The sequence below is a fragment of the Methylophilus sp. 3sh_L genome (assembly GCF_046766015.1).
Lineage (GTDB): Bacteria > Pseudomonadota > Gammaproteobacteria > Burkholderiales > Methylophilaceae > Methylophilus.
In genome coordinates this window covers 665,484-684,150 of sequence record NZ_JBKOUF010000001.1, presented here as the reverse complement: position 1 = coordinate 684,150, position 18,667 = coordinate 665,484, and the positions used below count along the sequence as shown (strand labels likewise).

General features: G+C 53.1%; 16 protein-coding genes. 13 read left to right on the top strand and 3 right to left on the bottom strand.

The features are described 5' to 3' along the window. The first annotated feature begins 11 nt into the window (after positions 1–11). Positions 12–3,656, top strand: a complete 3,645-nt coding sequence (locus ACIDF8_RS03435; protein ID WP_412009210.1) for a DUF748 domain-containing protein — start codon at positions 12–14, stop codon at positions 3,654–3,656. Positions 3,657–3,842: 186 nt separating this feature from the next. On the opposite strand, the gene ACIDF8_RS03430 is transcribed toward ACIDF8_RS03435, so the two are convergent. From ACIDF8_RS03430 to ACIDF8_RS03420, 3 genes are read right to left on the bottom strand one after another with little or no spacing between them, the layout of a single operon-like run. Continuing rightward, a complete protein-coding gene (locus tag ACIDF8_RS03430) occupies positions 3,843–4,484 on the bottom strand; it encodes a site-2 protease family protein (RefSeq protein WP_412009209.1) in 642 nt (213 codons plus the stop codon). A 21-nt stretch (positions 4,485–4,505) separates the two neighbouring features. Next, a complete protein-coding gene (locus tag ACIDF8_RS03425) occupies positions 4,506–5,117 on the bottom strand; it encodes an L-threonylcarbamoyladenylate synthase (RefSeq protein WP_412009208.1) in 612 nt (203 codons plus the stop codon). Between the two features lie 9 nt (positions 5,118–5,126). After that, positions 5,127–5,978 (bottom strand): 3',5'-nucleoside bisphosphate phosphatase, encoded by an 852-nt coding sequence (locus tag ACIDF8_RS03420; RefSeq protein ID WP_412009207.1) that lies wholly within the window; start codon positions 5,976–5,978, stop codon positions 5,127–5,129. Positions 5,979–6,109: 131 nt separating this feature from the next. On the opposite strand from ACIDF8_RS03420, the gene ACIDF8_RS03415 reads away from it, so the two are divergent. The 12 genes from ACIDF8_RS03415 to ACIDF8_RS03360 all read left to right on the top strand — a co-directional run bounded on the left by ACIDF8_RS03415 (position 6,110) and on the right by ACIDF8_RS03360 (position 18,662). Further along, the gene (locus ACIDF8_RS03415) at positions 6,110–6,649 is read left to right on the top strand and encodes a septation protein A (protein ID WP_412009206.1); all 540 of its coding nucleotides are present in this window, start codon (positions 6,110–6,112) and stop codon (positions 6,647–6,649) included. A 79-nt stretch (positions 6,650–6,728) separates the two neighbouring features. Continuing rightward, the gene (locus tag ACIDF8_RS03410; protein WP_412009205.1) at positions 6,729–7,028 is read left to right on the top strand and encodes a YciI family protein; all 300 of its coding nucleotides are present in this window, start codon (positions 6,729–6,731) and stop codon (positions 7,026–7,028) included. Continuing rightward, positions 7,028–7,291, top strand: a complete 264-nt coding sequence (locus tag ACIDF8_RS03405; RefSeq protein WP_412009204.1) for a BolA family protein — start codon at positions 7,028–7,030, stop codon at positions 7,289–7,291. Before ACIDF8_RS03410 ends, ACIDF8_RS03405 begins: the two co-directional genes overlap by 1 nt. A 57-nt stretch (positions 7,292–7,348) precedes the next feature. Continuing rightward, on the top strand, positions 7,349–8,158 hold the full coding sequence (locus tag ACIDF8_RS03400) for a peptidylprolyl isomerase (protein WP_412009203.1): 810 nt from the start codon (positions 7,349–7,351) through the stop codon (positions 8,156–8,158). Positions 8,159–8,321: 163 nt separating this feature from the next. Then, entirely contained in the window at positions 8,322–8,588 is a 267-nt protein-coding gene (locus ACIDF8_RS03395) for a FeoA family protein (RefSeq protein ID WP_412009202.1), read from the top strand. Further along, the gene (gene feoB / locus ACIDF8_RS03390; RefSeq protein ID WP_412009201.1) at positions 8,585–10,375 is read left to right on the top strand and encodes a ferrous iron transport protein B; all 1,791 of its coding nucleotides are present in this window, start codon (positions 8,585–8,587) and stop codon (positions 10,373–10,375) included. The genes ACIDF8_RS03395 and feoB overlap by 4 nt, the downstream gene beginning before the upstream one ends. A gap of 88 nt (positions 10,376–10,463) precedes the next feature. Continuing rightward, positions 10,464–10,973 carry a PepSY domain-containing protein gene (locus tag ACIDF8_RS03385; RefSeq protein ID WP_412009200.1) on the top strand — a complete coding sequence of 170 codons (510 nt, stop codon included), beginning with the start codon at positions 10,464–10,466 and terminating at the stop codon, positions 10,971–10,973. A gap of 157 nt (positions 10,974–11,130) precedes the next feature. Then, positions 11,131–15,042, top strand: coding sequence for a phosphoribosylformylglycinamidine synthase (gene purL / locus ACIDF8_RS03380; RefSeq protein WP_412009199.1), 3,912 nt, complete (start codon positions 11,131–11,133; stop codon positions 15,040–15,042). Between the two features lie 95 nt (positions 15,043–15,137). Further along, positions 15,138–15,623 carry an ankyrin repeat domain-containing protein gene (locus tag ACIDF8_RS03375; RefSeq protein WP_412009198.1) on the top strand — a complete coding sequence of 162 codons (486 nt, stop codon included), beginning with the start codon at positions 15,138–15,140 and terminating at the stop codon, positions 15,621–15,623. A gap of 182 nt (positions 15,624–15,805) precedes the next feature. Then, positions 15,806–16,156, top strand: coding sequence for a c-type cytochrome (locus tag ACIDF8_RS03370; RefSeq protein WP_412009197.1), 351 nt, complete (start codon positions 15,806–15,808; stop codon positions 16,154–16,156). Further along, entirely contained in the window at positions 16,156–17,448 is a 1,293-nt protein-coding gene (locus tag ACIDF8_RS03365; RefSeq protein WP_412009196.1) for an FCSD flavin-binding domain-containing protein, read from the top strand. Before ACIDF8_RS03370 ends, ACIDF8_RS03365 begins: the two co-directional genes overlap by 1 nt. Beyond that, a complete protein-coding gene (locus ACIDF8_RS03360; RefSeq protein ID WP_412009195.1) occupies positions 17,445–18,662 on the top strand; it encodes a PQQ-dependent sugar dehydrogenase in 1,218 nt (405 codons plus the stop codon). The genes ACIDF8_RS03365 and ACIDF8_RS03360 overlap by 4 nt, the downstream gene beginning before the upstream one ends. The last annotated feature ends 5 nt before the right edge of the window (positions 18,663–18,667 follow it).

Genomic DNA, 18,667 nt, shown 5'->3' with positions numbered 1-18,667 from the left:
TGCGATCCTATTTGTCTCGTTTTACTTTATCCCGTGCGAGTCGGCTGCCTGGGTTGACGCAGTCACGTGGCGTCAAAGTCGCCGCAGGCCTGGTGGTCTTTTACTACCTGTTTGCCTGGCTTGCCATTAACCCACTGGCAAAATGGCTGCTGCCTTGGGTTGCCGAAACCCAACTGGCCAGCAAAGCCAGCGTAGAAAAAGTGACGTTTGACCCCTTTAGCCTCACCGCCACCATCGATAAACTGGCATTGGCTGATCAGCAAGGCGCGCCCCTGGCAGCATTTGACCGCCTGGTGATCGACCTTGAGGCAAGCGGACTGTTTAAATGGGCATGGAAACTCAAGCAGATCCAGTTGACAGGCCCACATGTGAATGTGATGGTCTCCAAACAAGGTAAACTCAACTGGGCAGACCTGATCGCCAAACTCAATGAAAATCCCTCGCCGCCAGATCAGGGCCTGCCCCGAGTCATCATTGAAAAAATTATCCTGAGCCAGGGCAATATTGAATACCTGGATGCACAGCACGACCAGCCTTTGCGCGCCGCCCTCAAGCCGCTGGATTTTGAACTGGAAGGCTTTTCTACCCTGCCCCAAGACCGCGGCGACTACCTGATCGCGGCAAAACTGCCCTATCAGGGCGGCACCGTGAAGTGGAAAGGTAATTTCGGCGTCAATCCCCTCGCATCGCAAGGGCAACTGGCGATTGAGGCGTTACAAATTGCCAAGGTGGTGCAGTGGGTCAACACAGCGGCGCTGCCCGTTAAAGTTGAGACCGGGGCTTTTTCTGGTCAGTTGAACTATGCATTTTCCATGCATCAGCAACAACCAAAGCTGCAGCTCAGTGATGTCCAGCTGCGCATTGAGAACTTGGGGGCGACAATGGCGCCAGCGGACAAGCTTACCTGGGCCTCATTCATGGTCACCACCAAACAGCTGACGCTACTCCCTGCTGCGCAACTCAGCCTGCAGGGTCATGGTATCGACATGACCCTGAATCAGCTCAAGCTACAAAAGCCGCAAGCGGTCGTCTCAATGGACAGCAGCCAGCTGTCACTGCCCAGTCTCAGTTTCACGCTGGATAAACAAGCACAGCTTCAGTTTGAAAATCTGGATGTTCATCTGCAACAGGCGCAGGTACAGCATGGCCAGCAAACCTTGCTCAGCCTGCCTGAACTGGCGCTGGAACACGCCAGTTTCAACCTGGCTGACCGTCGTGCGAAGATCGGGCTCGTCCATCTCAATCAGGGACAATTATCCGCCACGCAGCTGGCCTCTGGCTTGCTGGATTGGCAACAGAGCTTCGAACCAACCGTCGCAAAAAATACGTCAACCACCCAACCCACAGCCGAGCAAACAGCTCAAACAACTGAAAGCAAGCCGTTCCATTTGAGCATTGACGAATTAGCTCTCGCGCACTGGCACCTGACCTATACCAGCCACCAGTTTGCCAAACCGCTGCAGGCAACGGTAGGCGACATGAATCTGCAATTAGCCTTGGATCATGCTGAAGACCTGACGCTCAGTAACATGCAACTGGATGCCAGCCAACTCGCGCTGCAATCGGATAAACAAACGCTGGCACAACTCGGCAAGCTATCGGTAGGCAAAGGACATCTGGCGCTGGCGCAACAAAAAGCTGAGGTCGCGGCGATCCAGTTAAGCGGTCTGAAAACCTCGGTGATTCGCCAGGCTGACCAGCGCTTGAACTGGCAAACACTGCTCGCAACACCCCCGGCAGCAGCCCCCAAGAATACGGCGACTTCACCCACCGCGACAACGCAGAAAACTGCATGGACCTATAATCTCAAACAGCTAGCCTTGCAGCAGGCTGAGGTGCATATTGAGGATCAATCGACCTCAAGCCCCATGATCCTGGATGTGACCGATGGTCAACTCTCGCTGACTGACTTGACCCAGAATCTGACTCGCTGGCTCCCGGTCAAGGCTGGCTTCAAGGTCAAACAAGGCGGTCAATTGAATCTGCAAGGCAAGATCGCGGCGGCCCCGTTTAAAGTAGACCTGCAAACACAACTGAGTCAGTTATCTTTAAAACCCTTTGCGCCCCTCCTAGCACAAGTCGCCTTACTGAAACTGGAAGATGGCGCAGTCGGTTTAGAAGGCAGATTACAACAATCCACGCAAGGCTCAACCCGCTTTGATGGCGGCTTCACCGTCAACCAGCTCTCGATTGTTGAGGAAGAAAGCCAGCAACCATTCTTGCGCTGGCAAACCTTACAGGCAGACGGCGTGTCGCTATCGCTGGCACCGAACAAATTGCAAATCGACACCTTGAGTATGAGCCAACCGCAGACCAAGTTTATGATTGCTGCCGATCGCAGCCTGAACGTAAGCAAGCTCATGCGTACTGCGCCAGCATCTGACCATCCGCCTGCAAGCAATGCAACAACATCGACCAGTACAAGCGCAGCCCCCACGGTGGCAAACGCAAGTAAACAGAGTGATTTTCCGGTCAATATAGACAGTGTGCGAATCAACAATGCCGAACTGGACTTTGCCGACTTGTCATTACCACAACCGTTTGGCACGCATATTAACAATCTGGGCGGGGTGATTAACGGCATCTCGAGCAATCCTGCCTCCACAGCCCAGGTGGAGATGGATGGCAAGGTGGATGACTATGGCGCTGCCCGCATCCGTGGCAGCTTGCAGCCATTTCACACCGGCGAATTTACCGACCTTAAGCTGGCGTTCACCAATCTGGAAATGAACCGGCTAACCCCCTATTCCGGCAAATTTGCCGGGCGCAAGATCACCTCAGGCAAGCTGTCTGTCGATCTCGAATACAAGATCAAGCAGCGCAAGCTGGCCGGAGAAAACAAATTCGTTATTCACAAACTGACCTTGGGCGAGCGCGTAGACAGCAAGGATGCCGCCAACCTGCCCCTGGATCTGGCGATTGCCATTCTTGAAGACAGCAATGGCGTCATTGACCTCGACCTGCCAGTCAGTGGCAGCCTGGATGACCCCAAGTTCAGCATAGGCGGGATTGTCTGGAAAGCCTTTACCAATATCCTGACCAAAATCGTAACAGCGCCATTTAGCGCCTTGGGCAAGCTGTTTGGCAGCAGTGAAAAGCTGGAGGCCATTGTGTTTGATCCCGGTACGGCGGCTTTATCCCCGCCTGAGCAGGAAAAACTGCAGGCAGTGAGCAGCGCCCTCAGCAAGCGCCAGCAACTCAAATTGGGTATTGTCCCTGGGTACGATGTGGCAGCAGACAGCCGCGCCATTCAGGAAACCACATTACGCAAGCAAGTCGCCGCAGAAATGGGCATCACCCTACAGGCAAACCAAACCCCAGGGCCGATAGACTTGAACAATCCCAAAGTGCAATCTGCGCTCAAGGCACTGCATGATCGCTTGACCAACAAAGGCTTGCTGAAACGGCTTGCTTCAAAGCTGGAAAAAACACCGGCCGGATTTTACGAAGAAGCACAAGAGACCTTGACGACCAGCATCACGGTCTCGGATGCGGACTTGCAGGCTCTAGCCCAAGCGCGGGCAAACGCAATTCAGCAGCAATTGCTGGCCGCGGGCCTAAGCCAGGATCGCATCGCAATCGCACCGCCAGTGGCTGCAAAAGCTGAGCGCGCTTTGGTTCCCACCAAGCTGACCCTGGACGCGATCAAGCATTAATGTAAGCGGTGTAATGACGCCTGAAACGTTGAATTTACTCTCAAAGCGAGTCGATTTGACTATTCTCTGTGCCCTCTGAGTCCTCTGTGGCTTAAAAATATAGCCAAGATTAATGTATAACCTCAGGCTTGAAAAGCAGAGGCAGCGGACTCAAGCCACAACGAAGCAAAAAAGCTGGGCTCGCTGTTAGAACACCAACACAGTGAGCAAATGCTGAAAAAAACGCAGCACAGGCGATAGCACAATCCCCAAAATACCGGTAAACAGGAGTGCAATCAGGATCAGCATACCGTAACGCTCCAGCTGCGCAAACTTGATTGCAGCGGGCATGGGCAACAGGCTGACAGCAATGCGGCCACCATCCAGCGGTGGCAGCGGGAACAGGTTAAGCACCAACAATACCAGATTGATTTGGACACCTGCCAGGCTCATTTGCGACAGATAAGCCTGAGCGGAGTCTGGAAAATACCCTACCCTCGCCAGGATTAATCCCCAAGCCAATGCCATGACAAAATTGGAAGCGGGGCCGGCCAAGGCTACCCATAGCATATCTTGCTTGGGTCTGCGTAACTGGCCAAAATTCACAGGGACCGGTTTGGCCCAGCCAAACAGGATGCCACCAAACATAATGCTGATAGCGGGCAATAAAATAGTCCCGATAGGATCAATATGCTTGAAGGGATTCAGGGTAATCCGTCCCATGCGTTCCGCGGTCAGGTCGCCAAAATACTTGGCAGCATAGCCGTGAGCCGCTTCATGCACGGTAATCGCAAACAGGATGGGCAATGCGTAAGCAGCAATTTTTTGTACGACGGTGAGTTCTTCCATGCAAACAACTTTCAGACAACATTAAGGCCAGGGCGCAACGCCGGCACGGATCAGGCTCGGCGGGTCTTCGGTCAAATCCAACACGGTGGTGGCCCCGACATGTACGATATCGCTATCAATGACGGCATCAATCTGGTGTTCCAGGGCTTCGCGGATTTCCCAACCCACAGACAGGGGCGCCTCATCCCCTGGCAACTGCAAAGTCATGCTCAGCATCGGCGAGTCCAGTGCCTCCAGTAAGGATTGCGTCACAATGTGCTTGGGGACGCGCAAACCGATGGTACTGCGTTTAGGATGCTGCAGTCGGCGCGGGACTTCTCGACTCGCCTCCAGTAAGAAGGTATAGGCCCCTGGTGTCAGGGCTTTAAGCAGGCGAAACTGGCTATTGTTAACCTTGGCATAAGTGCCAATTTCGGCCAAGTCCCGGCAAATCAAGGTAAAGGGATGCTCATCATCGACGCCGCGCAATCGGCGGATCCGTGTTTGCGCTTCCTTGAACTCCATTAGGCAGACCAGTGCATAACTCGAGTCAGTCGGGCAAGCCAGGATACCGCCCTGCTTTAGCAGCTGCACCGCTTGCTGGATTAACCGCGCCTGTGGATTTTGCGCATGAATCACAAAGTACTGGGCCATAAATCTCGCCTACTGTAGCAGACTGGCCTCAGGCCAATCCTGCCAGATGGGTACACAATTGGCTGGCAACGCTGGCAAACGGCCCATTTCCATGTAAGAGAGCCCGGGGCCATGATAATCAGAACCTTGTGAGGCCTTTAAATCAAACCGATGCGCCAGTTTGGCAAACTGGTCGTATTGCGGCGGTTGATGGCTACCCGTCACCACTTCGATGGCTTGTCCACCATAGCTCCTGAACTCATGTAGCAGCAAATGCATATTCACAAAGCCCAGATCATAACGGCCAGGATGCGCGAGCACTGCCACCCCACCCGCCTCACGAATCAAGGTCACGGCCTGCTCCAAGCTCATCCACTCATGATTGACAAAGCCAGGCTTGCCTTTGACCATATATTTCTTAAATACGGACTTAATGTTTTTGGCATGCCCTTGTTTGACAATAAACTGGGCGAAATGGCTACGCGTCATCACACTATTGCCCGCAATCTGCTTCACCCCCTCATAAGCGCCCGCGATACCCGCTTTGGCCAGGCCATCGGCCATTTGCCGGGCACGCGTATCGCGTGCAGCATGCACTTGTTGAAAGGTTTGGATTAATTGCGGGTGATTGGCATCAATCCGCAACCCTACGATATGCAGGGTACGCTTTTTCCAGGTGACCGAAATCTCTACCCCATTGACCAGGGTCACGCCATGTTCCGCGGCGGCGGCGCGTGCACGCGCCAAGCCACCGACTTCGTCATGGTCAGTCAAAGCGAGCACCTTTACGCCTTTGCTCGCGGCGTGCGCAACCAACTCCTCAGGCGAGAGCAAGCCATCAGAAAGCGTGGAGTGGCAATGCAAGTCTATCGGAACGGACATGATGGATTAAGTGCGGTTTTGCAAATGATGCGGGGACAGGATTGTCAACATATAAACTTTACTTTATGACAGGAATCATAGCAAAATAGTGCCCTTACACATAGCAAGAATTCAGTCTACTGACGCCAAGCATGCAAATCATCACCGATTTATTACCCGTCATCCTGTTCTTTATTGCCTACAAAAAAGCGGGCATTTTCGCGGCCACTGCCGTCGCCATGGCCAGTACGCTGCTGCTCATGCTGGTGATCTGGATCAAGCGTGGAAAAATAGACAAAATGCTCGCCATCAATGGCGCAGTGATTACCGTGCTTGGTGGCATTACCCTGTTGCTACATGACAAAACCTATATTATGTGGAAACCAACCGCGATCTATTGGATAGGCGCGCTGGCGCTGTTATTTAGCCGCTATGTGTTGAAGCGTAACCTGATTGAAAGCATGCTAGGCAAGATGATGGCGCCGCCTGTTGCTATGTGGGACAAACTCAATTTTTACTGGATTGCATTTTTGGTTGGCATGGGCATCCTGAATCTTTACGTGGCTTTTCACTACAGTGAAGACGACTGGGTCAACTTCAAACTGTTTGGTGCCACCAGCCTGATGTTTATCTTTATTATTGCGCAGGTGTTTGCCCTCAAAGCCCACTGGGTTGAACAAAACACGCCCTAGCCTAGACTAATGAATCGTCCAGACGAATCAATTAATCAATCGTCTGGACGCGTTGATTGACGAGATTGAGAACACCGCCATGCTTTACATGATTTATGCCCAGGATACGCCAAACAGTTTGCCATTGCGGCTAGAGCACCGGCCGCCACACCTGGCCCGATTGCAACAACTGCAAAACGAAGGGCGCCTGATCCTCGCAGGCCCCTTACCAGCCATTGACAGTCTAGACCCTGGCGAAGCCGGTTTTAGCGGCAGCCTGATCGTGGCGGAGTTTGACTCCCTGCAGGCAGCGACCGCCTGGGCCAACGATGATCCCTTCGTGCATGCCGGTGTGTACGGTCAAGTGTTAGTCAAACCCTTTAGAAAGACCTTGCCATAATGTTGCGGGCCGAAATTGAGCAGCGGCTGCAAAGCCTGAGCCCTGAACAAATCGAAATTCAGGATGACAGTGATTTGCACCGCGGACATGCTGGCAACACGGGCGGCGGCCACTTTACCTTGAAGGTAAAAAGCTCGCTATTTTCAGGAAAATCGCAGATAATGCGCCATCGCATGGTATATCAATGTTTGCAAGATTTAATGCCTCATCGCATCCACGCGCTCAGTATTACGGCCTTATCGACCGATGAGTCATTTATTTGAAACAATCCTGTTTTTTAATATCGCACCTCATATCAAAACGTTATTTAAGGATATTGCATGAAATTTTTGAAAGTATTGCTGGCTATTGCTTGCTTGAGCGCAATGCCACACCTGTACGCAGCGGATGCCGACGCGGTAGCGACCGTGAATGGCAAACCAATCAAGAAATCCTGGGTTGACTTTATCCTCAAGGACGCAGAAGCACGTACTGGCCAGAAAGCCAACGATGGCATGAAAGCCGCAGTGGTGAACGAACTGGTTGGCTCTGAACTGGCCTACCAAGAAGCGCAAAAAGCTGGCATCGACAAGCTGCCGGACTTTGTTGTCAGCGAAGAACTCGCCCGCCGCAAATTGCTGGTCAATGCCTTCCTGGCCGATTTCATCAAGAAAAACCCAGTGACCGATGCCGAGAAAAAAGAAGCTTACGAGCAATACAAAAAAGAGTTGGGCGACAAAGAATATAACGCGCGCCATATTCTGGTAAAAACTGAAGCCGAAGCCAAAGCCATTATTGCTGACCTGAAAAAAGGGACAGACTTTGCCAAAGTTGCCAAGGAGAAATCGCTGGATCCAGGCTCTAAAGACAAAGGTGGCGATTTGGGCTGGTTCTCTCCAGCGGGGATGGTCAAACCTTTCGCTGACGCGCTGGTGGCCCTGAAAAAAGGCGAAACCACCCCAGAGCCAGTGCAATCACAGTTTGGCTGGCACGTCATTAAACTGGTTGACACCCGTGCCCTGCAAGCGCCTGCGTATGAAAAAGTGCAAGAAGGCCTTGAGCGCACCATTCAACAACGTAAACTCGAAAAATACATGTTGAGCCTGAAAGATAAAGCCAAAATCGACGTGAGCGGTTTGGAGAAGAAATAACGCTAGCCGTATCCCCATGCAAACAAGCCAGCTTACGCTGGCTTTTTTGTTGCCTGCCAGGCCTCCGGCAGCACGTCCTTAGTAGTAAATATCCTAAAAAGAATAATTTATTTCATGCCCATTCTAAGCTACAATCAAGAATTATTCTCATTTGAATCCAGCCATGCATCTTGACGCGCTAAAACCAGGGCAAACTGCCATCATAGACCGCATTCATGCCGAGCAAGCGCTCGCGCAACGCCTGAATGCGCTGGGATTCCGTAGCGGCAAACGGATTGAAGTGATCAGGCAAGCGTCTTTCAATGGCCCCCTGCATGTCCGCATCGGCTCCACTGATGTCATCATCCGCTTGCATGATGCCAACGCCATCCATTTACACCTGTTAGACCCTCTCAAATTAGACCCACTCAAAGATTCTGCCGCCGTATGAAACGTGTTGCCTTACTTGGGATGCCGAATACCGGCAAATCCACCCTGTTTAACCGCTTGAGCGGTGCCTCTGCGCGTGTCGGCAATTGGCCTGGCATTACCGTCGACCTGATGAGCGCAAAAATACTGCTGGGTGGGCACATTGCTGAACTGATCGACTTGCCGGGACTGTATGATCTGCATGGCTTTTCTGATGACGAACAGGTGGTCAGGCATTTCTTGAGCCATCACCAGATTGACCTGGTACTGATTATCCTCAATAGCGCGCAAATTGACCGCCAGCTGTCACTGGCTTTACAAATCCGCGCCTTGGGCTTGCCTGCCGTACTCTTGCTTAATATGGAGGATGAAGCTAAACGGGCTGGCATCACCATCAACACTGACGCCATGAGCAAACAGTTAGGCATCCCTATCCGCACCATTAGCGCCAAATACGGGCAAGGCTGCCCGGAAGCGCTACAACTGGCAGCGGCCACCATGCAGCAACACCCGAACCTGGTCTCGCCAGACAGCATCGCCCGCAAGCTGGAGCTAGACAATGCGATCGAACAGGAAATGCACCAGATTATTGATCAGAGCGTGCAGTTCCCGTTACAACTGAATGACTCACTGACAGACCGCTTGGACAAGGTGTTGCTGCATCCATGGTTCGGACTGCCGCTATTTCTACTCGCCGTTTTTTTGCTGTTCCAGTTCATTTTTAGCGTAGGCGCGCCTTTGCAAGAAGCCATGGGCTGGCTGTTTGACACCCTACGCAGTACTTTGCTGGAGCCCGCGCTGACCAGCCTGCCGGGCTGGCTCAACGGTCTGTTGCTGGATGGCCTGTATACCGGCTTTAGTACCGTTGCCGCGTTTGTGCCCATCATCGTCCTATTTTTCCTGGTCATGAGCATGGTGGAAGACAGCGGCTATTTATCGCGCGCAGCCTTTCTGATGGATACATTGATGGCAAAAATGGGGCTGGATGGCCGGGGCTTTGTCATGATGCTGATGGGCTTTGGTTGCAACGTGCCTGCATTGATGGGCACACGCGTGATGCGTAGCCGCCCGATGCGCTTGTTAACGATGCTGACCATTCCCCTATCCCTCTGCTCGGCCAGGTTACAGGTATTTTTATTTATCATCGCCATTCTGTTCCCGCCCTCACAAGCGGCACTGGTGTTGTTCTCGCTGTACCTGGTCAGCTTCGCCACCATCTTTATTACCGCAATCCTGTTTAAGCGCAGTTTTCAAAGCCGCGAACCATTTGTGCTTGAGCTGCCGCCTTACCGCTTCCCTACCCCGCAACAAATCTGGATGCGTGGCTGGCAAGAAGTGAAACACTTTTTGGCCCGTGCCACCAAGTTTATTGTCATTGGCGTGGTCATGGTCTGGTTGCTCACGCATTTGCCGCTCAGCGCCACCCCCGCCAGCCCAGAAACCTGGGCCGGGAGCATAGGCCGTTTTTTTGCGCCGGTACTGGACCCGATTGGTATAGACACGCAACTGGCGATTGCCCTGATTTTTGGCTTTGTGGCCAAGGAAATCGTGGTCGGGTCGCTGGCTGTGATTTATGGCCTGCAAGGCGATGCTCTCAGTCACCAGATTGCCAGCAATATCGACTGGGTCCAAGGCATGAGCTTTATGCTGTTCACGCTGATTTACACGCCTTGCTTATCGACCATTGCCACGCTCAAATCCGAGAGCAAAAGCACTGGATTCATGTGGTTATCTCTAGGCTGGTCGCTGTTGCTGGCATGGCTGGTCAGCTTTGCCTTTTACCAAACGGCTCGCGCGCTTGGCTACTAAAAACCACACCACGGCGGAAACTGATCGGGGAAAATTCAATCTACGTTAAAGTAAATTTTTAACGTGACAAGTATCAGGAGCTTTATCCATGAACAAACCATTACTGATTGCCGCGGTCGCCGCCCTGTTCAGTCTTTCCGCGCATGCAAACAACACTAGCCACAACGGCCCGATGGAAAAATGCATGAAAGCCGCTTTGGCCAAACACCCAGGCAAAGTGGTCTCACTGGAAGCCGAAATTGAAAAAGACCATGGTGCCATTTATGAGTTTGATATTGTCGGCACCGATGGCAAAGAGTGGGAAGTGGAATGCGAAGCCAAAACTGGCAAAGTATTTGAGGAAGAGGTTGATGTCGACCCCAACAGTGACGAATTCAAGTCCAAAGCCAAAGTGACCATGGAGCAAGCCAAGAAAACGGCGTTGGAAAAATATCCAGGGGATGTGGAAAGCATAGAATATGAGCTGGAAAATGGCAACCCGGTGTATGAGTTTGATATCAAACAAGCTAACGGCAAGGAAATTGAAGTTGAAGTGGATGCCGTCACCGGAAAAATCGGGGAGACTGAAGAAGAAGTCTACGAAATCGGTAGAGACTAATTCTTTAGTCACCTTGGCATACATACATAGCAACCTACGGGTTGCTGTTTTATTTGGGCGGCTGCTGTGGCTGGATGCGCTATCAGCGCATTCGATATCAGACGCGCTTTCTGTTAAAATAGCGGTTTGAATTTTCATTGAAAAATCCAACCGCCTCATGTCTAGTCAAGCGCAATTCCTAAGCCTGCGCGGCAGCGCCGCCCTCTCTCAATTCCGTCTCGATAAACTGTATCGCGCCCTCAATAGCAGCGCGCCAAATATCGCCCATATTTATACTGAATTCGTGCACTTTGCTTTCAGTGCATCTGCCTTGAGTGCGAGCGAACAAGAGACCCTGCGCCAGATTTTGACTTATGGGCCACATACCGATATCGAGTCCCCTGCTGGGGAGTTGCTCTTGGTCATTCCGCGCATAGGCACCATCTCACCATGGGCCTCACGGGCGACCGACATTGCACACAACTGTGGCCTGGGCAGCCTGTTGCGCCTGGAACGCGGCATTGCTTATTACGTCACCACCAAAAATGGCCAGGCACTGACCGTCGCTGAGAAACAGGCGTTACGCGCTGCCATTCAGGACCGTATGACCGAAACCGTGGTGGATACGCGGGCGGATGCAGAAAAGCTCTATCACCATGCAGATCCTAAACCTTTATCCAGCGTGGATATCCTGGCCGGCGGCAAAGCTGCATTGGAGGCTGCCAACAGCGAGATGGGCTTGGCCTTATCCCCTGACGAGGTCGATTACCTGTTGGAAAATTACCGCAAAATGGGCCGCAACCCGACGGATGTCGAGCTCATGATGTTTGCGCAAGCCAACTCAGAGCATTGCCGTCACAAAATTTTCAATGCCGACTGGGTGATTGACGGCGTGCAACAAGAGTTGTCACTGTTCAATATGATCCGCAACACGCACAAGCTCAACCCGGGCAATACCGTGGTCGCCTACTCTGACAACAGTTCGATTGTGCAAGGCCAGAAAACCAAGCGGTTCTTCCCGGCGGCTGATCACAGCTACCAGTTTGTCGAAGACGACATGCATTACCTGATGAAGGTGGAAACGCATAACCATCCGACTGCGATTTCGCCCTTTGCCGGGGCGGCGACGGGTGCTGGGGGAGAAATCCGTGATGAAGGCGCGACCGGCATAGGCTCCAAGCCCAAAGCAGGCCTGACTGGCTTCTCAGTCTCTAACCTCAATCTGCCCGAGTTCAAGCAACCCTGGGAAAACGATTACGGCAAACCTGGCCGTATCGCCAGCCCATTGCAAATCATGATAGATGGCCCACTGGGTGGCGCGGCTTACAACAACGAATTTGGCCGCCCGAATATTGCCGGTTACTTCCGTACCTTTGAACTGGAAACCACTGGCGCCGATGGTAAAACAGAAGTGCGTGGCTATCACAAACCCATCATGCTGGCCGGTGGTGTGGGTAACATTGCTGACAGCCATAGCCATAAAAACAGTATTCCTGCTGGTGCCGCCCTGATCCAACTGGGCGGACCGGCCATGTTGATTGGCCTTGGTGGTGGCGCGGCCTCCAGCATGGATACAGGGGCCAACACTGAAAACCTGGACTTTGACTCCGTCCAGCGTGGCAACCCCGAGTTGCAACGCCGTGCACAAGAGGTCATCGACCGCTGCTGGCAAATGGGCGACAAGAACCCGATTTTGAGCATTCACGACGTCGGTGCTGGTGGTATTTCAAATGCCTTCCCCGAACTGGTCAACGACGCCAAGGTTGGCGCCGTGTTCCAGTTGCGCGATGTACATAACGAAGAGCCAGGCATGAGTCCGCGTGAATTGTGGAGTAACGAAGCGCAAGAGCGTTACGTGCTCGCCGTCACGCAAGACCAGTTACCATTATTTGAAGCGATTTGTGAGCGCGAACGTTGCCCGTTTGCCGTCGTGGGAGTCACCACCGAAGAACGTCATTTAACCGTTGAAGACCGCCACTTTGACAACAAGCCAGTCGATATGGATTTATCCGTCTTGTTGGGTAAACCGCCCAAAATGCTGCGCGACGTCAAATCCGTCAACAAGGCACTCACAGCTTTTGATACCAGCAAAGTGGAATTGCACGATGCCATATCACGCGTGTTGCGCCTGCCTGGCATAGCAGACAAGACCTTCCTGATCACCATCGGTGACCGCACCGTCACCGGCTTGATTGCTCGGGACCAGATGGTCGGTCCATGGCAAGTGCCCGTGAGTAACGTCGCCGTCACCTGTGCTGGCTTTGAGACCAACATTGGCGAAGCGTTTGCCATCGGTGAAAAAGCGCCGCTGGCGTTGATTGATGCCCCAGCCTCCGGCCGCATGGCGATTGGCGAAGCGATTACCAATATTGCCGCAGCAGCGATCAGTGATCTTGGCAACTTGAAGCTGTCTGCCAACTGGATGGCCCCGGCGGGACATCCGGGTGAAGATGCTGCCCTGTATGAAACGGTGAAAACCGTGGGCATGGAATTGTGCCCAGCCCTGGGCATCAGCATTCCCGTCGGCAAAGATTCGATGAGTATGAAAACCGTCTGGCAGGACCAGGGGGAAAACAAAGCGGTTACGGCCCCGATTTCATTGGTGATTTCTGCCTTTGCCAATACGCCAGATGTGCGTAAAACCCTGACGCCCCAGTTGCGTACCGACCTGGGTGACAGCGAACTGATCCTGATCGACCTGGGTAATGGCAAAAACCGCATGGGTGGCTCCGCCCTCGCCCAGGTTTACCAGCAACTGGGCAACACCGTGCCTGATGTAGACCAGCCTGCGCAACTGAAAGCATTTTTTGCCGCGATTCAGCAACTGAATAGCGACGGCAAACTGCTGGCTTACCATGACCGTTCAGACGGTGGCCTGTTTGTCACGCTGGCAGAAATGGCATTTGCCGGCCACTGTGGTCTGCAAGTGGATGTTTCCAGCCTGTCGGGAGACAATCTCAGCCTGCTGTTTAACGAAGAGCTGGGTGCAGTCTTGCAGGTGCGCGCCAGCGATGTAGCTGGGGTCATGCAGCAATTGCAACAACAGCTGGGAGATTGTGTACACGCCATTGGCCAGGTCACGCCAGGCCAGCAGATTGTCATTGTGCAGAAAAATGGCCGTTACGAGGCGTCGCGCATCGACCTGCACCGCATGTGGTCCGAGACCACTTACCGCATGCAGAGCCTGCGCGATAATCCAGCGTGTGCCAAACAAGAATATGACCGCATCCTCAATGCCGACGATGCCGGCTTGCATGCCCAACTGACCTTTGACATTAACGAGAACATTGCCGCCCCCTACATCAACACCGGCAACCGCCCCAAGATGGCGATCTTGCGTGAGCAAGGCGTGAATGGCCAGACCGAAATGGCGGCCGCCTTTGACCGAGCAGGCTTTAACAGTGTCGACGTGCATATGAGTGACATCATCAGTGGCCGTGTGGTCCTCAAGGATTTCGCTGGCCTGGTGGCTTGTGGCGGTTTCTCTTATGGTGACGTCCTCGGTGCGGGCGAAGGCTGGGCCAAGTCTGTACTGTTCAATAGCCGTGCCCGTGATGAATTCAGCGCGTTCTTCAATCGTGCAGATACCTTTGCACTGGGCGTCTGTAACGGTTGCCAGATGATGAGCAACCTGCACAGCATTATTCCTGGGGCTGCCCATTGGCCACATTTTGTACGCAATAAGTCAGAACAGTTTGAAGCCCGCGTGGCGCTGGTAGAGATTTTAGCCTCGCCCTCTATCTTCTTTGATGGCATGGCAGGCAGCCGCATGCCGATTGCAGTGGCCCATGGTGAAGGGTTTACGGAATTTACTGATGCGGGCGCGGTCACAAGTGTGCTACAACAGCAACTGGCAACAGTGCGTTATGTGGATCATGCTGCACAAGCAACCGAAGTCTACCCGTTTAACCCGAATGGTTCGCCTCAGGGCTTAACCGGGTTCACCACGCAAGACGGCCGCTTCAGCATCATGATGCCTCATCCTGAGCGTGTATTCAGAGCAGTGCAACACTCCTGGCGGCCAGATGGCTGGCAAGAGGACGGCCCTTGGATGCGCATGTTTAGAAACGCACGCAAGTTTGTGGGTTAAGCCAACTGTTTTGAAATACCTGGGTTTCCCAGGTATTTTAGAATCAAAATCAAGTGGTTATTTTTAAAAAATGAAATCAGGTGTTTGGAGAGATTATGAAATCAATTAAGTTTTTACTGGCCTTATTCTCACTGTCATTTGCATTGCAAGCCTTTGCATTGACCGATGAGGAATACATGGAATTTACCGAGGCCCTGACCGGCGGCAATGTCAAAGTGGTGAAAAAGTTTGTCGAAGCTGACCCTTCATTGGTCAAACAAAAATTCTTTGCCTGGGAGCCACTGCAAATGGCCGCTTCCAAAGGCAGACTGGATGTCGTCAAATACCTGGTTTCTAAAGGCGCTGATTTAAATTATGTGCACCCGGCCAGCCACAATACCGCTTTTCATATGTCTGCGTTTATTGGCGATACAGAAACGATGAAGTACCTGGCATCCGCTGGTGCAGATGTGAACATCAAGCTCAAAGGCGATGTGTCCCTGATCCGTTACTTTAGAGAAGAAAATAACCAGAAAATGGTCGATTTGTTGACGAAGCTGGGCACCAAAGATGATGGTTGCCAGGAAGAAAAATGCTTCTAATCGGCGAGCTTGCGAGAGGGTGTTAAGATTAAAACGGTCATGAAATTCATGGCCGTTTTTTGTTTGTACGTGCTCATAAATTTCGCGGTAACCGAATCCTCTGTGTAACCGCAGTCACTCACATGACCTTAGCCATTCAGAATAATGGGGCTTCAAACTGATCATGTGTTTCGGGGGGAGCAATGAAGTCATTATTAAGCCGTTTGTTATGCATCTATTTGATGAGCGTACCCGTGTATGGATATACGCAAGATCCGCTGGCAATACGGACGCTGGCAGCCTCTTGTGCTGCTTGCCATGGGCCTGCGGGCAACAGCCTGGGCGGCACACCAACGCTTGCAGCGCTTAACCAGGATTACTTCATCCAGCGCATGCAGGGCTTTAAAGATGGGTCAGTCAGCGCGACGGTGATGCACCAGCATGCCAAAGGGCTGACCAGCGAGGAAATCGCAGCCCTGGCTGCCTATTTTGCGCAGCAGCCCAGGCAGACGCCTCCCGCGTTACCTCACCAGTCTTTTTTGGGGAGACAATAATGGATGCGTTATTTAAAAATCCCCCTGCCAATAATCGCAGTCGCAGACAATTTGTGCGCTCAATCATTTATGGCGGGTTGGCCTTTTATGGATTGCCTGCATTTGCCCGTGCCAACAAACCGCCGCTGGGACATGTCGTTGTCGTCGGTGCCGGTTTTGCAGGCCTGACTGCCGCCAAATATTTACGCGACTGGAGCATGGGCAATCTCAAAGTCACTGTGATTGAACCGAATCCGCAGTTTATTTCCTGCCCGCAAAGCAATCTGGTATTAGGCGGAAGCCGCACGCTAGACGATTTGAGTTTTAGCTATGCACTCTCGCGCAAGCAGCATGGCATTGATTGGGTACAAGACACGGTCACCCGTGTTGACCTAGCCAACAAACAAGTCCAGCTCAGCCGTGGCAAGCTGCATTATGACCGTCTGGTTCTGGCGCCAGGAGTGGATTTCAATTATGAGAAGATCACCGGCATGACCAGCCCTGCCGCAGACATTCCGCATGCCTGGAAAGCGGGCCTGCAGACACTGCAGTTACGGCAACAATTGGAGAGCATGCCCGATGGTGGCGTGTTCGTGATGACGATTCCGCCCGGCCCTTACCGCTGCCCGCCCGGCCCTTATGAACGCGCCTGTCAGGTCGCGCATTATTTCAAGCAACACAAACCTCGCAGCAAGGTGATTATCCTGGATGCGAATGCCGACATCGTCTCGAAAAAAGGCTTGTTTTTACAAAGCTTTCAGGGCGCTTATAAAGACCTGATTGAGTATCACAACAATAGTACGATACTGCAGCTGGACCCAGTGAGCAAAACAGTCAAAACCGATTTTGAATCGGTCAAGGCCGATGTGCTGAATGTGATCCCACCGCAACTGGCAGGGAAAGTGGCCCAAGTCGCCGGGCTGGTGAATGTGGATCAGCGCTGGTGCGAAGTAGACTTCGTCACCTATGCCTCATCGGTGCAACAAGACGTCCATATCATTGGTGACAGTATTTCTGCCGGCTTGCCCAAGTCCGCGCATATGGCGACCTCCCAGGCCAAAGTATGTGCCGCTGCAATCATTGCGTTGCAGACGGGCGATGCGCCGAACCCATTGCCGGTGTTTGCCAATACCTGCTACAGCTTTGTAGATGACCAGCAAGCCATGCATGTGGCGAATGTTTACCGCTATGACCCGCTCAAGAAAAGCATGGTCTCTGCAGAAGGCGGCGGCGTTTCTGCCAAAGCCAGTGTGCAGGAAGGTGAATATGCACAGGCCTGGGCGCAGAATATCTGGGCGGATACCTTGACATGATCTCACGCAGACTGCATTCAGCCAGTGACCAGCGCGTGCGCCTGCTTTGCTGGTTGCTGATAGGCTTGGGCATGGCCACCGGTTTGCACTATGCCAAGGCGCAACCCTTGCTGGCAGAAGAGGCATTGAAGCAACTGCGGGTGCCTGACGGGCTGCAGATTGAACGGTTTAGTGATGTCAGCGCCTGGGGCATGCCCCGCATGCTGGCACTAGACCCACAAGGAAAATTACTGGTGAGTCTGCCAGACACCGGCCGCGTTCTGCGTATTGAAGCGGACGGTCAAGCGGTGGTCGTGGCGCAAGGACTGAATGCCCCGCAGGGGCTCGCCTTACAGGGGCAAGACCTACTGGTTGCGGAGCAAACCGGCGTCGTAAAACTGGCCTGGCAAAACGACCATTGGGGGCCTGCGCAACCGTTTATCCGCAACCTGCCCAGTGGTGGCCATAGCCTGAAAACGGTTAAGGTGTCGCCAGATGGCTTTGTGTTTGTCAATGTCGGCTCCAGCTGTAATGTCTGCGTCGAAGAGTCGCCCTTGCGTGCAACTTTGTTACGCTTTACCGCAGAGGGCCGGCCAGCCGGTGCGCTGGTTACCGTGGGTTGGCATGCCCAAAGCGCAGTATGGGCCACTGGCTTGCGCAACACGCAAGGCCTTGCCTGGCACCCGCAAACGGGTGCGCTGTTTGCCACCAATAATGGCGCGGATAATCGCAGTGGCCGCCTGAATGGGGCAACCGATGACGACCTGCCACCAGAGCACTTGAACCGGATAGAAGCCGGAAAATCCTACGGCTGGCCCTATTGCTGGGGAGACCCGGCACGCCCTGGCAAACTCTTTGCAGACCCTAACATGCCAGGCGCAGCACAGGTGTGTGAGCAAGCCCAAGCCCCTGCCGTGCTATTGCCTGCGCACAGCACGCCTATCGGCATCAGTTTTCTACAGCAGAGCCGCTTGCCAGCCGATCTGCGTGAAGATGCCATTGTGGCATTGCATGGCTCATGGAACCGCAAACAACCCAGCGGCTACGCCTTGCTACGTGTACAATTCAGGAACCAACAGCCTGTCGCGGCCGTCCCATTCATTGAGGGCTGGCTGCAGGATAGCGGGGCCTGGGGCAGACCCGTCGATGTCATCGTCGGCGCAGACGGATGGTTATACGTGAGTGATGACCTGACAGGCTGGATTTACCGTATCCGTCACAAAACGCTGTCATAAAGGAT

Excerpts from the sequence above, each read along its gene's own strand:
- purL (WP_412009199.1), top strand. The coding sequence starts at position 11,131 with ATGTCTAGTCAAGCGCAATTCCTAAGCCTGCGCGGCAGCGCCGCCCTC.
- ACIDF8_RS03365 (WP_412009196.1), top strand. The coding sequence starts at position 16,156 with ATGGATGCGTTATTTAAAAATCCCCCTGCCAATAATCGCAGTCGCAGA.
- ACIDF8_RS03410 (WP_412009205.1), top strand. The coding sequence starts at position 6,729 with ATGCTTTACATGATTTATGCCCAGGATACGCCAAACAGTTTGCCATTG.
- ACIDF8_RS03405 (WP_412009204.1), top strand. The coding sequence starts at position 7,028 with ATGTTGCGGGCCGAAATTGAGCAGCGGCTGCAAAGCCTGAGCCCTGAA.
- ACIDF8_RS03375 (WP_412009198.1), top strand. The coding sequence starts at position 15,138 with ATGAAATCAATTAAGTTTTTACTGGCCTTATTCTCACTGTCATTTGCA.
- ACIDF8_RS03400 (WP_412009203.1), top strand. The coding sequence starts at position 7,349 with ATGAAATTTTTGAAAGTATTGCTGGCTATTGCTTGCTTGAGCGCAATG.
- ACIDF8_RS03360 (WP_412009195.1), top strand. The coding sequence starts at position 17,445 with ATGATCTCACGCAGACTGCATTCAGCCAGTGACCAGCGCGTGCGCCTG.
- ACIDF8_RS03420 (WP_412009207.1), bottom strand. The coding sequence starts at position 5,978 with ATGTCCGTTCCGATAGACTTGCATTGCCACTCCACGCTTTCTGATGGC.
- ACIDF8_RS03370 (WP_412009197.1), top strand. The coding sequence starts at position 15,806 with ATGAAGTCATTATTAAGCCGTTTGTTATGCATCTATTTGATGAGCGTA.
- ACIDF8_RS03415 (WP_412009206.1), top strand. The coding sequence starts at position 6,110 with ATGCAAATCATCACCGATTTATTACCCGTCATCCTGTTCTTTATTGCC.
- ACIDF8_RS03430 (WP_412009209.1), bottom strand. The coding sequence starts at position 4,484 with ATGGAAGAACTCACCGTCGTACAAAAAATTGCTGCTTACGCATTGCCC.
- ACIDF8_RS03425 (WP_412009208.1), bottom strand. The coding sequence starts at position 5,117 with ATGGCCCAGTACTTTGTGATTCATGCGCAAAATCCACAGGCGCGGTTA.
- ACIDF8_RS03395 (WP_412009202.1), top strand. The coding sequence starts at position 8,322 with ATGCATCTTGACGCGCTAAAACCAGGGCAAACTGCCATCATAGACCGC.
- ACIDF8_RS03385 (WP_412009200.1), top strand. The coding sequence starts at position 10,464 with ATGAACAAACCATTACTGATTGCCGCGGTCGCCGCCCTGTTCAGTCTT.
- feoB (WP_412009201.1), top strand. The coding sequence starts at position 8,585 with ATGAAACGTGTTGCCTTACTTGGGATGCCGAATACCGGCAAATCCACC.